25 protein-coding genes are annotated in these 12,300 nt (G+C 58.2%); all 25 read left to right on the forward strand.

Annotated features, from left to right (window positions below; translation table 11 throughout):
- Positions 1-120: EF-Tu C-terminal domain-related protein (locus H8699_RS10430; protein WP_330605238.1), on the forward strand; the 120-nt coding region annotated here is incomplete at its 5' end.
- Positions 121-439: 319 nt separating this feature from the next.
- Entirely contained in the window at positions 440-748 is a 309-nt protein-coding gene (gene rpsJ / locus H8699_RS10435; RefSeq protein WP_138296512.1) for a 30S ribosomal protein S10, read from the forward strand.
- A gap of 25 nt (positions 749-773) precedes the next feature.
- Positions 774-1,403, forward strand: a complete 630-nt coding sequence (rplC, locus tag H8699_RS10440) for a 50S ribosomal protein L3 (protein ID WP_138296511.1) — start codon at positions 774-776, stop codon at positions 1,401-1,403.
- Positions 1,404-1,432: 29 nt separating this feature from the next.
- Positions 1,433-2,056, forward strand: a complete 624-nt coding sequence (gene rplD, locus H8699_RS10445) for a 50S ribosomal protein L4 (protein WP_138296510.1) — start codon at positions 1,433-1,435, stop codon at positions 2,054-2,056.
- A complete protein-coding gene (gene rplW / locus H8699_RS10450) occupies positions 2,056-2,352 on the forward strand; it encodes a 50S ribosomal protein L23 (protein ID WP_147518599.1) in 297 nt (98 codons plus the stop codon). Before rplD ends, rplW begins: the two co-directional genes overlap by 1 nt.
- 23 nt (positions 2,353-2,375) lie before the next feature.
- Positions 2,376-3,203, forward strand: coding sequence for a 50S ribosomal protein L2 (gene rplB, locus H8699_RS10455; RefSeq protein WP_147518600.1), 828 nt, complete (start codon positions 2,376-2,378; stop codon positions 3,201-3,203).
- 33 nt (positions 3,204-3,236) lie between these two features.
- The gene (gene rpsS / locus H8699_RS10460) at positions 3,237-3,515 is read left to right on the forward strand and encodes a 30S ribosomal protein S19 (protein WP_138296507.1); all 279 of its coding nucleotides are present in this window, start codon (positions 3,237-3,239) and stop codon (positions 3,513-3,515) included.
- Positions 3,516-3,534: 19 nt separating this feature from the next.
- Positions 3,535-3,921: a 50S ribosomal protein L22 gene (gene rplV / locus H8699_RS10465; RefSeq protein WP_249285654.1), complete on the forward strand. Its 387-nt coding sequence runs from the start codon at positions 3,535-3,537 to the stop codon at positions 3,919-3,921.
- Between the two features lie 12 nt (positions 3,922-3,933).
- On the forward strand, positions 3,934-4,605 hold the full coding sequence (gene rpsC, locus H8699_RS10470; protein ID WP_138296505.1) for a 30S ribosomal protein S3: 672 nt from the start codon (positions 3,934-3,936) through the stop codon (positions 4,603-4,605).
- A 1-nt stretch (position 4,606) separates the two neighbouring features.
- Complete coding sequence (gene rplP / locus H8699_RS10475) at positions 4,607-5,047, forward strand: 50S ribosomal protein L16 (RefSeq protein WP_249285655.1); 441 nt, start codon at positions 4,607-4,609, stop codon at positions 5,045-5,047.
- Positions 5,034-5,234, forward strand: coding sequence for a 50S ribosomal protein L29 (gene rpmC / locus H8699_RS10480; protein WP_138296503.1), 201 nt, complete (start codon positions 5,034-5,036; stop codon positions 5,232-5,234). The genes rplP and rpmC overlap by 14 nt, the downstream gene beginning before the upstream one ends.
- A 22-nt stretch (positions 5,235-5,256) precedes the next feature.
- Positions 5,257-5,517 (forward strand): 30S ribosomal protein S17, encoded by a 261-nt coding sequence (gene rpsQ / locus H8699_RS10485; protein ID WP_138296502.1) that lies wholly within the window; start codon positions 5,257-5,259, stop codon positions 5,515-5,517.
- Positions 5,518-5,556: 39 nt separating this feature from the next.
- Complete coding sequence (gene rplN, locus H8699_RS10490) at positions 5,557-5,925, forward strand: 50S ribosomal protein L14 (protein WP_138296501.1); 369 nt, start codon at positions 5,557-5,559, stop codon at positions 5,923-5,925.
- A gap of 21 nt (positions 5,926-5,946) precedes the next feature.
- Positions 5,947-6,273 carry a 50S ribosomal protein L24 gene (gene rplX, locus H8699_RS10495; protein ID WP_147518739.1) on the forward strand — a complete coding sequence of 109 codons (327 nt, stop codon included), beginning with the start codon at positions 5,947-5,949 and terminating at the stop codon, positions 6,271-6,273.
- 43 nt (positions 6,274-6,316) lie between these two features.
- Complete coding sequence (gene rplE / locus H8699_RS10500; RefSeq protein ID WP_138296519.1) at positions 6,317-6,856, forward strand: 50S ribosomal protein L5; 540 nt, start codon at positions 6,317-6,319, stop codon at positions 6,854-6,856.
- A gap of 18 nt (positions 6,857-6,874) precedes the next feature.
- Complete coding sequence (locus tag H8699_RS10505; RefSeq protein WP_138296499.1) at positions 6,875-7,060, forward strand: type Z 30S ribosomal protein S14; 186 nt, start codon at positions 6,875-6,877, stop codon at positions 7,058-7,060.
- Between the two features lie 28 nt (positions 7,061-7,088).
- Positions 7,089-7,487, forward strand: a complete 399-nt coding sequence (rpsH, locus tag H8699_RS10510) for a 30S ribosomal protein S8 (protein ID WP_147518602.1) — start codon at positions 7,089-7,091, stop codon at positions 7,485-7,487.
- A 24-nt stretch (positions 7,488-7,511) separates the two neighbouring features.
- A complete protein-coding gene (gene rplF, locus H8699_RS10515; protein ID WP_249285656.1) occupies positions 7,512-8,054 on the forward strand; it encodes a 50S ribosomal protein L6 in 543 nt (180 codons plus the stop codon).
- A gap of 17 nt (positions 8,055-8,071) precedes the next feature.
- Positions 8,072-8,440, forward strand: a complete 369-nt coding sequence (gene rplR / locus H8699_RS10520) for a 50S ribosomal protein L18 (RefSeq protein ID WP_138296496.1) — start codon at positions 8,072-8,074, stop codon at positions 8,438-8,440.
- Between the two features lie 14 nt (positions 8,441-8,454).
- The gene (gene rpsE / locus H8699_RS10525) at positions 8,455-8,955 is read left to right on the forward strand and encodes a 30S ribosomal protein S5 (protein WP_138296495.1); all 501 of its coding nucleotides are present in this window, start codon (positions 8,455-8,457) and stop codon (positions 8,953-8,955) included.
- Between the two features lie 12 nt (positions 8,956-8,967).
- Positions 8,968-9,153, forward strand: a complete 186-nt coding sequence (rpmD, locus tag H8699_RS10530) for a 50S ribosomal protein L30 (RefSeq protein ID WP_138296494.1) — start codon at positions 8,968-8,970, stop codon at positions 9,151-9,153.
- 25 nt (positions 9,154-9,178) lie between these two features.
- Positions 9,179-9,619, forward strand: coding sequence for a 50S ribosomal protein L15 (gene rplO / locus H8699_RS10535; RefSeq protein WP_249285657.1), 441 nt, complete (start codon positions 9,179-9,181; stop codon positions 9,617-9,619).
- A complete protein-coding gene (gene secY, locus H8699_RS10540; protein WP_249285658.1) occupies positions 9,620-10,897 on the forward strand; it encodes a preprotein translocase subunit SecY in 1,278 nt (425 codons plus the stop codon).
- 10 nt (positions 10,898-10,907) lie between these two features.
- Positions 10,908-11,540 carry an adenylate kinase gene (locus H8699_RS10545; protein ID WP_249285659.1) on the forward strand — a complete coding sequence of 211 codons (633 nt, stop codon included), beginning with the start codon at positions 10,908-10,910 and terminating at the stop codon, positions 11,538-11,540.
- A complete protein-coding gene (gene map / locus H8699_RS10550; protein WP_249285660.1) occupies positions 11,537-12,283 on the forward strand; it encodes a type I methionyl aminopeptidase in 747 nt (248 codons plus the stop codon). Before H8699_RS10545 ends, map begins: the two co-directional genes overlap by 4 nt.
- Positions 12,284-12,300: the final 17 nt, after the last annotated feature.

Here is a 12,300-nt window from a genome sequence, read left to right on the forward strand (position 1 = left end):
AACGTACAGATGGAAGTGAAGCTGATCACGCCGATCGCCATCGAAGAGGGGCTGCGTTTTGCTATCCGCGAGGGTGGCCGCACGGTTGCTTCCGGCGTCGTGGCTTCCATTATTGAATAATTAAAAACGGTTTCCCGCCCTCTAAAGGGTGGGGCCGGGATAGGGCAGGGGGCCGCAAGGCCCCCAAAGCCTTGTCTATATTTCTTTGGGTATATCAAGAAAGCAGTTGATTTTTCAAGGTTTTCATTGTATACTGTGTAAGTTGCTGTTATTAATGGGATGAAGTGGGAGGTTGCCGGGCACCGACCCGGGTAATTTCCATGGACCATGTCCGCTAATCGGACGGCGGGCTTAAATGCAGTGCGGGCGTTTTGCGCCTGTTAAGAAGGGCACACACGGCCCAGTGTATTTGAGAACGTATTGTTAAGGAGGAAGTTCCATGGCGAGCCAAAAAATCCGGATTAAGTTAAAATCCTACGACCATAACCTGGTCGACAGTTCAGCGGGGCGCATTGTGGATACGGCCCAGCGCACGGGCGCCGTCGTTTCCGGCCCGATTCCGCTGCCTACTGAAAAAGAGATCATCACCGTACTGCGGGCCACGCATAAGTATAAGGACTCGCGCGAGCAGTTCGAAATGCGTACCTACAAGCGGTTGATTGACATCTTTAACACCTCTTCGCGTACGGTCGATTCGCTGATGCGGCTGGACCTGCCCGCCGGGGTGGATATTGAGATCAAACTGTAACGGCGTATCAGGAGGTGGAGAAGAGATGAAAAAGGCAATTCTCGGCAAAAAGCTGGGTATGACCCAGATTTTTGAAGAAAACGGCACCGTGGTCCCTGTGACCGTGGTCCTGGCCGGCCCCTGCACCGTCGTGCAGAAAAAAACGGAAGAGACCGATGGCTACGCTGCCCTGCAGCTGAGCTTTGGCGATATCCGTGAAAAGCTGGTCAATAAGCCCGTCAAAGGGCATTATGCCAAGAGCGGCGCGCAGGTCAAGCGTTACCTTCGCGAGTTCCGCCTGGAAAACTGCGATGATTACGAGGTGGGCGCTACCATCGACGTGAGCATCTTTGAGCAGGGCGACAGCGTGGATGTTTCCGGTCTGACCCGTGGACGCGGCTTTACCGGCCCCATCCAGCGTTGGAACCAGTCCCGCGGCCCCATGGCCCACGGTTCCAAGTATCACCGCGGCCCCGGTTCCTTGGGCGCGACTTCTAGCCCGTCCAAGACCTTTAAGGGCAAGCACATGGGCGGCCAGTACGGCCACGAGCGCGTGACCATCCAGAACCTGGCCATCGCCCGCGTGGATGGCGAGCGCAACCTACTGCTGGTCAAGGGCGCGCTGCCCGGCCCCAAAGGCACGCTGCTCGAGATCCGCGAGTCCATTAAAGCGTAGGACCGTTTCGGAAAGGAGGATTCACCCATATGCCTAAAATTGCGTTATTGAATATGCAGGGCGCCTCGGCCGGCGAGATGGAGCTGTCCGAAGCGGTCTTTGGCCAAGCCATGAACGAGCCTGTGGTTCACCAGGTCATCGTGGCGCAGCTGGCCAACAAGCGCCAGGGCACGCAGAGCACGCTCACCCGCAGCGAAGTGGCGGGCGGCGGCATCAAGCCGTGGCGTCAGAAGGGAACGGGCCGTGCCCGTCAGGGTTCCACCCGCTCGCCCCAGTGGCGGCATGGCGGCGTGGTTTTCGCCCCGAAGCCCCGGGATTATACCTTGAGTGTCAATAAGAAGGTGCGCCGCCTGGCAATGAAGTGCGCGCTTTCCAATAAAGTGTCTGAGGGTTCGCTTTTGGCGCTGGACGCGCTGGAGCTGCCTCAGGCCAAGACCCGTGAGATGGCCAAGGTTTTGGAGAACATCAAAGCCGCCAAAAAGGTGGTGCTGGTGCTCAGCGACAAGAACGAGACCATCGAGCGCGCGGCCCGCAACATCCCGGGTGTCAAGCTGTTGTTCGTCAACACCTTGAACGTTTTGGACCTGATGAATGCGGACCAGCTGGTGGCCGATAAAGCCACGCTGACCAAGATCGAGGAGGTGTACGCTTAATGAGAAGCCCTTATGATGTGGTCATCCGCCCGGTTTTGACCGAGAAGAGCTACGACGGGTTCGCTGACAAGCGCTATACCTTCATCGTCGCTCCGGATTCCAATAAGACTGAGATCAAACTGGCCATTGAAGCCATCTTCGGCGTCAAGGTCGCCAAGGTCAATACCATGAACAACGAAGGCAAGCTCACCCGCCGTGGCAACATCGTGGGCCGCAAGCCTGCCACCAAAAAGGCTTACGTCACTTTGAAAGAGGACTCCAAGCCCATCGAGTTCTTTGAGGGTATGGCCCAGTAATCCGCATTTAGGAGGCAAGAATTATGGCGATTAAAAAGTATAAGCCGACTTCGCCTGCCCGGCGCGGGATGACGGTCTCCACCTACGAGGAGATCACGACCAATACGCCGGAGAAGTCGCTGCTGACCAGCCTGAAGTCGACGGGCGGCCGCAACAATTTCGGTCGCATCACCGTTCGTCATCGTGGCGGCGGCAACAAGCGCAAATACCGTATCATCGATTTTAAGCGCAACAAGGACGGGATTCCCGCCAAGGTTGCCACCATCGAGTACGATCCCAACCGCTCGGCGTTCATCGCCCTGCTCAACTATGCCGATGGCGAGAAGCGCTACATCCTGGCCCCTGTGGGCGTCAAGGTGGGCGACACCATCGCTTCCGGCGCGAATGTGGACATCAAGCCCGGCAACGCCATGGAAATGAAGGATATGCCGCTGGGCACCATGATCCACAACATCGAGCTGGTCCCCGGCAAGGGCGGCCAGATGGTGCGCTCGGCTGGCGTTTCCGCCCAGCTGATGGCTAAGGAAGGCGCCTATGCCACGGTCCGTCTCCCCTCCGGGGAAATGCGGCGCGTGTCCATCAACTGCCGCGCGACCATCGGCCAGGTCTCCAACATTGACTATGAGAACGTCAATCTGGGTAAGGCCGGCCGCAAGCGCCACATGGGTTGGCGCCCGACTGTTCGCGGTGTCGTCATGAACCCGGTAGACCACCCGCACGGCGGTGGCGAGGGCAAGTCCCCCGTGGGTATGCCCAGCCCTGTAACGCCCTGGGGTAAGCCTGCGCTGGGTTACAAGACCCGCAAGAAGAACAAGGCCAGCGATAAGTATATCGTCAAGCGTCGCGGCTAAGGCTTTTGAATAGTCGAAAGGAGGCAAAGCAGCATGTCTAGGTCGGTTAAAAAAGGACCTTATATTAGCGTTAAGCTGCTCAAGCGCGTTCAGGAAATGAACGCCAATAATGAGAAAAAAGTGCTCAAGACCTGGTCCCGGGCTTCTACAATCTTCCCGGACTTCGTCGGGCACACGGTCGCCGTTCACGATGGACGCAAGCATGTGCCGGTATACGTTACCGAAGAGATGGTCGGTCACAAATTTGGTGAGTTCGCACCCACCAGGACCTACCGCGGCCATGCCGGTGAAAAGTCCTCGGGTTCGAGATAAGCGGGGAGGGAGAGTATAAATGGCTACCAGACAGAGGGAAAAAGCCGCCAAGCGTCGCGAGAATAAAGACCAGCGTCCTCACGCTAAGGCACGTTACGTGCGCATCTCCGCCCGCAAGGTTAAGGCTGTTATCGATTTGATCCGTGGAAAATCGGTCTCGGACGCCCTGGCCATCCTGGCCTTTACGCCCAAGGCTGCGTCCCCGGTGGTGGAGAAGCTGCTCAAAAGCGCCATCGCAAACGCGGAGAACAACCTGAACATGGATGCCGAAGGGTTGTACGTCGCCGAGGTGTTTGCCGATCAGGGCCCGACGCTCAAGCGTTATCGCCCGCGCGCGCAGGGTCGTGCGTACCGCATCCGCAAGCGCACCAGCCACGTCACCATCATCCTGGATCAGAAGCAGTAAGGAGGCAAAACGATGGGTCAGAAAGTTCATCCGCACGGCTTGCGCGTCGGCGTCATCAAAAACTGGGATACCCGGTGGTTCGCCGACAGCAAGAAGTTTGCCGATAACCTGATTGAAGATTACAAGCTGCGCGAGTTCTTGAAAGAGCGCCTGTTTGCAGCCGGTATCTCCAAGATCGAGATCGAGCGCGCTGCCACCAAGATCAGCGCCAACATCTATACGGCAAAGCCCGGTATCATCATCGGCCGCGGCGGCTCCGGCGTGGACGCCACCCGCAAGGCTGTTGAGAAGTACATCGGCAAGCCCGTGCACCTGAATATTGTAGAAGTTAAAAATCCGGATACGGATGCCCAGCTGGTGGCTGAGAATATCGCCGCCCAGCTCGAGCGCCGCATCTCCTTCCGCCGGGCGATGAAGTCCACTCTGGGCCGCGCCATGAAAGCCGGCGCGAAGGGTATCAAGACCAAGGTTTCCGGCCGCCTGGGCGGCGCGGATATCGCCCGCTCCGAGGGGTATCATGACGGCTCCGTGCCGCTGCAGACCCTGCGTGCGGATATCGACTATGGGTTCGCCGAGGCGAAGACCACCTACGGCCGCATCGGCGTCAAGGTCTGGATCTACAAAGGCGAGGTCCTGCCCGCCAAAAAGGCCGTAAAACCCAATGCGCAAGGGGGTAAAGCTTAAAATGTTGATGCCCAAAAGAGTTAAACATCGCCGCGTATTTCGTGGCCGCATGAAGGGCCAGGCCAGCCGCGGTAATTTCCTGGCTTACGGCGATTTCGGTATTCAGGCTGTTGAGCCCAGCTGGGTGACCAGCAACCAGATCGAGGCCGCCCGTATCGCCATGACCCGTTACATCCGTCGTGGCGGACAGATCTGGATCAAGATCTTCCCGGATAAGCCGGTAACGGCCAAGCCCGCCGAGACCCGAATGGGTTCTGGTAAAGGTTCTCCGGAGTATTGGGTAGCGGTTGTCAAACCCGGCCGCGTCCTGTTTGAGATGAAGGGCGTTTCCGAGGAAGTAGCCCGCGAGGCCCTGCGCCTTGCCGCGCACAAACTGCCGCTTAAGACCAAGTTTATCAAACGCGAAAACGTTCAGGGTGGTGAAGTCAATGAAAGCGAATAAGTTCCACGATATGACGACTGGGGAGCTGAGCACGCAGGTAGACGAACTCAAGAACGAGCTGTTCAATCTTCGCTTCCAGGCGGCCACCGGTCAGCTGCAAAATCCCAAGTCGATCCGCGAGTGCCGCCGCAATATCGCCCGCGCCAAGACGATCCTGCGCGAGCGTGAGCTCAAGGCCAAAGCGTAAGCTTGAAAGGAGGAGTAGCTAGATGAGCGAAATTCGAGGCAACCGCAAGACCCGCGTGGGCCAGGTGGTTAGCAATAAGATGGATAAGACGATCGTTGTCGCCATGAAGACCAAGGTGAAGCATCCCCTTTACGGCAAGACCGTGAATAAGACCACCAAGCTTAAGGCACACGATGAGAATAACGAATGCAACGTCGGCGATCGCGTCCGCGTGATGGAGACCCGCCCGCTTTCCCGTGAAAAGCACTGGCGCCTGGTTGAGATCATCGAGAAAGCGAAATAACGCGGCTTAGCGTGCGTAATTTAGAGGAGGTTAAGCGTTATGATTCAGCCTCAAACCCGGCTGAAAGTAGCCGATAACACCGGTGCTAAGGAGATCATGTGCATTCGCGTGCTGGGTGGCTCCTTCCGCCGTACGGGCAACATCGGTGATACCATTGTGGCTTCTGTTAAGACCGCAACGCCCGGCGGCGTTGTGAAAAAGGGCGACGTCGTTAAGGCCGTTATCGTCCGCAGCAAATCCGGCTCGCACCGGAACGACGGCACCTATATCCGCTTTGACGATAATGCCGCCGTCATCATCAACGACCAGAAACAGCCCCGCGGGACCCGTATCTTCGGGCCTGTGGCGCGTGAACTGCGCGAGCGCGATTATATGAAGATCGTGTCTTTAGCGCCTGAAGTACTGTAAGGAGGTGGCGTGAAAGTGTCTCTGCCTAAGAAATTGCATGTCAAACAGGGTGATACGGTCATGGTCATCTCCGGCAAGGACGCCGGCAAGGTCGGCAAAGTCCAGTCGGCGCTGCCCCGCGAGGGCAAGATCGTCGTCGAAGGCGTGAACATGGTCACCCGCCATGTGCGTCCCCGTAACGCCAGCGAGCAGGGCGGCCGCATCGAGCGTGAGGGCGCGATCTACGCGTCCAAAGTGATGCTCTACTGCGACAAGTGCAAAAAGCCCACCCGTATTTCCAAACAGACCTTGGCCGACGGCACGAAGGTCCGCGTTTGCAAGAAGTGCGGCGAAACGTTCGCGAAATAGCGCATAAAGGGAGGGAAAATACGTGGCAAATACCGAAATGGCAATGCCCCGGCTGAGGGAGAAATACCTCAAAGAGGTCGCTCCGGCATTGCAGCAGAAATTTGGATACAAAAACGTGAACGAGATTCCCAAACTGGAGAAGATCGTCATTAACATGGGTCTGGGCGATACCAAGGATAACTCCAAGGCCCTGGAGGCCGCGGTGCGCGACTTAGGCATCATCGCCGGCCAGAAGCCCGTGATCACCCAGGCGAAAAAGTCGGTGGCAAACTTTAAGCTGCGCGCCGGCATGAACGTGGGCGCCAAGGTCACCCTGCGTGCCGATAAGATGTTCTACTTTGCCGATAAGCTGATCAGCATCGCGCTGCCCCGCGTGCGCGACTTCCGCGGCATCTCTGCCAAGTCCTTCGATGGGCGCGGCAACTACGCCATGGGCATCCGCGAGCAGCTGATCTTCCCGGAGATCGAGTACGACAAGGTCGAATCCGTCCGCGGTATGGATATCATCTTTGTCACCACGGCCAAAACTGACGAAGAGGCGCTGGAGCTGCTGAAGCTCATGGGCATGCCCTTTGCGCAGTAAGTAAGGAGGAAGCTTTCAATGGCAAAGAAAAGCATGATCAATAAACAGCAGCGGCCCGCTAAGTTCTCTACCCGGGCGTACACCCGCTGCCGCATTTGCGGCCGGCCGCACTCTGTTCTTCGCAAGTATGGCATCTGCCGCATTTGCTTCCGCAATCTGGCCTACAAGGGTCAGATTCCGGGCGTGCGCAAAGCCAGCTGGTAATCCCGGGTAAAAGAAAGGAGGTCGTCTCATGGTAGTAACCGATCCTATTGCGGATCTGTTGACCCGTATCCGCAACGCACAGATCGCTAAACATGATGCTGTCGAAATGCCCTCTTCCAAGATGAAGGTGGCAATCGCGCAGATTTTGTTGGACGAAGGTTTCATCCGCAGCTTCAATGTGGTTACGGAAGGCCCCAAATCCACGCTGAAGATCGTACTCAAATACGGTCCCAACAAGGAAAAAGTCGTCGCCGGTTTAAAGCGCATCAGCCGTCCTGGCCTGCGTGTGTATGCCGGTAAAGACGAGCTTCCCAAGGTCCTCGGCGGCCTGGGTATCGCGATCATCTCCACGTCCCAGGGCGTGATGACCGACAAGCAGGCGCGTAAGATGGGCGTAGGCGGCGAAGTGCTGGCCTATGTCTGGTAAGCGCGATATTTTGGAGGTGTAGGTATGTCGAGGATTGGGCGTCTCCCTATCGCGGTTCCCGGCGGCGTAAACGTTTCTGTTGATGCGGAAAACGTGGTCACCGTCAAGGGCCCCAAAGGGGAGCTTAAGCAGAAAATTCATCATGATATCACCGTCGCTTTAGAGGATGGCGTGATTAACGTGCGCCGCCCCAGCGACGATAAGAACCACCGTGCGCTGCACGGCCTTAGCCGCTCGCTGATCAATAACATGGTCGTGGGCGTGACCCAAGGGTATGCCAAGGGCCTGGATATCGTAGGCGTTGGCTACCGCGCTCAGAAGCAGGGCAAAAAAGTGGTGCTGACCGTGGGCTATTCCCACCCCGTCGAGGTGGAGGAGATCCCCGGTATCGAGCTGGAGGTGCCGACCCCGAACAAGATCGTGGTCAAGGGCATCGACAAGCAGCTGGTCGGCTCCATCGCCCACAACATCCGCGAGATTCGCAAGCCGGAGCCTTACCTGGGCAAGGGCATCAAGTATGAGACCGAGGTCGTGCGCCGTAAGGAAGGCAAGACCGGTAAGAAGTAAGAAAGGAGGAGGCACCGATGATTAAGAAAACCGATAAAAATGCGATCCGCAGGGTGCGCCACTATCGCGTGCGCAAAAAGATCAACGGAACGGCGGATTGCCCGCGTCTGAACGTTTACCGCAGCCTGAACAACATCTATGTGCAGCTGATCGACGACGTTGCCGGCAATACCCTGGTCGCCGCCTCCACGCTGGACAAATCCGTCCGCGAGCAGGCAGCAGAGATGACCAAGAGCGAGGCTTCCCATCTGGTTGGCAAGATCGCCGCGGAGAAGGCCCTTGAAAAGGGGATCAAGACCGTGGTGTTCGACCGTGGCGGGTACCTGTACACCGGCCGTGTGGCCGAGGTTGCCGCCGGGGCCCGCGAAGGCGGCCTGGAATTTTAGAAGGAGGAACATCCATGCAGCGTATTGATCCGAATACTCTGGATTTACAGGAAAAGCTGGTAGCGGTCAACCGCGTCGCCAAGGTGGTAAAGGGCGGGCGTAACTTCCGCTTCAGCGCCCTGATCGTGGTGGGCGACGGCGCCGGCCACGTGGGCGTCGGGATGGGTAAAGCCACCGAGATTCCCGAGGCCATCCGCAAGGGCACCGAGGATGCGAAAAAGCACCTCATCACCGTCCCGATGGTGGGCACCAGCATCCCCCATCGCGTGGTGGGCAAGTTCAGCAAGGGCCAGGTGCTCCTGCTGCCTGCTGAAGAAGGTACCGGTGTTATCGCCGGCGGCCCCGTGCGTGCGGTATTGGAGATGGCCGGTATCAAAGATATCCGGACCAAATCCTACGGCTCGAATAACCCCGCCAACTGCGTCAAGGCTGCCATCGCCGGCCTGGCCGAGCTTAAGACGGTTGAAGATGTGGCCCGTCTGCGCGGCAAGACCGTCGAGGAAGTGCTGGGTTAGGAGGAAAAGTTCATGAGCAAATTGAAGATTACCCTTGTGCGTTCCACCATCGGCGCCCTGAAAGATCAGAAGGCTACCGTTGAAGCGCTGGGGTTGAAAAAGATTCGCAGCCAGGTTATCCGCGAAGACATTCCCGCCGTACGCGGTCAGGTTTTCAAGGTCAAACATCTGGTATCTGTCGAAGAGATTGCTGACTAATTTCTTTAGAAGGAGGGTTTGACCCATGAAAACCCATGAGTTAAAGCCGGCGCTCGGCGCCTCTCGCGGCCCCAAACGTTTGGGCCGCGGCACCGGGTCGGGTTTAGGTAAAACTTCCGGTAAGGGCCATAAAGGCCAGTGGGCCCGCTCTGGCGGCGGCGTCCGCCCGGGCTTTGAGGGCGGCCAGATGCCGCTGGCACGGCGCCTGCCCAAACGGGGCTTCTACAACCCGTTCTCCAAGGTGTATGCCGAAGTTAAGCTTTGTGACCTCAATGCGTTTGAGGATGGCGCTACCATCGATGCGCAGGCACTGATCAACAAAGGGCTGATCAAAAAGGCCTATGATGGCGTTAAGATTTTGGGCAATGGCGAGCTGACCGTGAAACTCACGGTGCAGGCCGCGAAGTTCACCCAGTCGGCGCAGCAGAAGATCGAAGCCGCCGGTGGTAAAGCCGAGGTGATCTAAGTGTTTGAGACCTTCAAAAACGCGTGGAAGATCCCGGACCTGCGCAAGAAGATCCTGTACACGCTTTTGATGCTGCTGATCTACCGGATCGGTAGCTTCGTGCCGGTGGCCGGGATCAACCGGGAATTCATCGCCAGTGTGGTGGGCCAGAATAACCTGCTGGGCTTGATCGACATTATTTCGGGCGGTTCGCTTGCGAACTTCACCATCTTTGCGATGGGTATCAGCCCCTACATCAATGCCTCGATCATCATGCAGCTGCTCACCGTGGCCATTCCGAAGCTGGAACGGCTGAGCAAAGAGGGCGAGGAGGGCCGCAAGAAGATCGCGACCTACACCCGCTACTTCACCGTGGTGCTGGGCCTGGTCCAGTCGGTGGGTATCATCCTGAGCTTGGGTTCAAGCGCGGTGACCTCCACCAGCTTCTTTAACTACTTCGTCATCGGCGTGAGCCTGACGGCCGGTACCGCGCTGACCATGTGGATCGGCGAGCGCATTACCGAGAACGGCGTGGGCAACGGCATTTCGCTGTTGATCTTTGTGGGTATTATCTCCCGCGTGCCCAACATGCTCTACCAGGCCTTCCAGGCCATCAGCGTAGGGGAGATGTCCTTCTGGGTGCTGCCGATCATGCTGGTCGTGATCGTGGCGCTGATCACCGCCGTGGTGTTTGTCGATTTGGGGCAGCGCCGCGTGCCGGTGCAGTACGCCAAAAAGGTGGTGGGCCGCAAGATGTACGGCGGCCAGAACACCCACATCCCCATGAAGGTGAACTCCGGCGGCGTGCTGCCGTTGATCTTCGCCTCGGCGATCATCACCTTCCCGGAGATTCTCTGCCAGATCTTCTGGCCCAACAGCCCGTTTTACGTTTGGTATACCCAGTATATCGGCGTGGGCAGCTGGGTGTATATGATCATCCAGGCGCTGTTGATCCTGTTCTTCTCGTATTTTTATAATACGATCAGCTTTAACCCTGAGGAGATCTCGAAGAACCTGCAGCAGCACGGCGGCTTTATCCCGGGCATCCGCCCCGGCCGGCCGACGATGGAATACCTGCACCGGGTCTCGGTGCGGTTGTGCTTCTTTGGCGCGGTATTTCTCTCGCTCATGGCGCTGCTGCCCTCGATCTTTATCAGCGTCGGCGGCTCGATGATGGGCAGCCTGATGCGCGCGTTTGGTTCCACCAGCTTGCTGATCACCGTATCCGTTGCGCTGGAGACCTCCAAGCAGATCGAGTCTCAGATGCTGATGCGCCACTACAAAGGCTTCCTATCCTAAGGAGTATGGCATGAAAATCGTATTTTTAGGCCCTCCGGGCGCCGGTAAAGGCACCCAGGCCATGGTTATCAGCCGGGAGTTGGGCATCCCCCATATCTCGACGGGCGATATCTTTCGCCAGAATATCAAGAATGAGACGCCCCTGGGCGTGGCCGCCAAGAAGTTTATCGACGAAGGCCGCCTGGTGCCCGACGATCTGACCCTTGATCTGGTGAACGACCGGCTCGCCGCGGCGGACTGCAAAAACGGCTATCTGCTCGACGGCTTCCCGCGCACCCTGCCCCAGGCCGAGGCGCTGGATGAGAAGGTCGCGCTGGACTATGCGGTCAACGTGGATGTGGCGCACGATCACCTGATCGACCGCCTGAGCGGTCGCCGCGTCTGCCCCGAGTGCGGGGCCAGCTATCACATCACCACACTGGATGGCGCGCAGGAGTGCGCCGTGTGCGGCAACCTGCTCATCCAGCGGGATGACGATAAGCCTGAAACGATCCGCAAGCGCCTGGAGGTCTATGAGGCTCAGACGCGCGCGCTGATCGACTTTTACAGGGACAAGGGCATCTTAGTGGATATCGACGGCGCGCGCAGCGTCCAAGAGGTTCGCGCGGATATCCTGGCCGCATTGGGAAGTGACGCGAAATGATCGAGATCAAGACCCGGGAAGAGATCGCGCATATGCGTGACGCAGGCCGGATCGCCGCGAAGGCCCGCCAGGCGGTGGGCCAGGCCGTGGCGCCCGGTATCACCACAGCGGAGCTGGAAAAAATCGCTGAGGATACCATCCGTTCCTGCGGGGCGATCCCTTCCTTTAAAGGGTACGAGGGCTTCCCCTACGCGATCTGCGCTTCCACCAATGAAGAAGTGGTGCACGGGTTCCCCTCTCAGCGGGTTTTACAGGAAGGCGACATCTTTTCCGCCGATATCGGCACCATCTACGAGGGCTGGCAGGGCGATACCGCCGAAACCTTCCCCGTAGGCAAGGTCTCCAAAGAGGCCCAGGCGCTGATCGAGGTGACCGAAGCCAGCTTCTGGGAAGCGGTCAAGTTTTGCAAGGTGGGCTACCGGCTGGGGGATATCTCCTATGCCGTGCAGCAGTACTGCGAGTCCCGCGGCTATGGCGTGGTGCGCGATCTGTGCGGCCACGGCATCGGCCGGGAGATGCATGAGGACCCGGAAGTGCCCAACTTTGGCCGGCCCGGCAAGGGCCCAAGGCTGCAGGCGGGCATGGTCATCGCCATCGAACCTATGATCACCACCGGCACCTACCGGGTGCGGGTGCGCCCCGACGGGTGGACCGTCGTCACGGCGGACGGGTCGCTGGCCTCCCATTACGAACACACCGTGGCCATCACCGATGGCGAGCCCGAGATCTTGACGGCTCTTTAAGCAAAGGAGATAGGCGC

Origin of the sequence: Luoshenia tenuis, from assembly GCF_014384745.1 — a bacterium.
Classification (GTDB): domain Bacteria; phylum Bacillota; class Clostridia; order Christensenellales.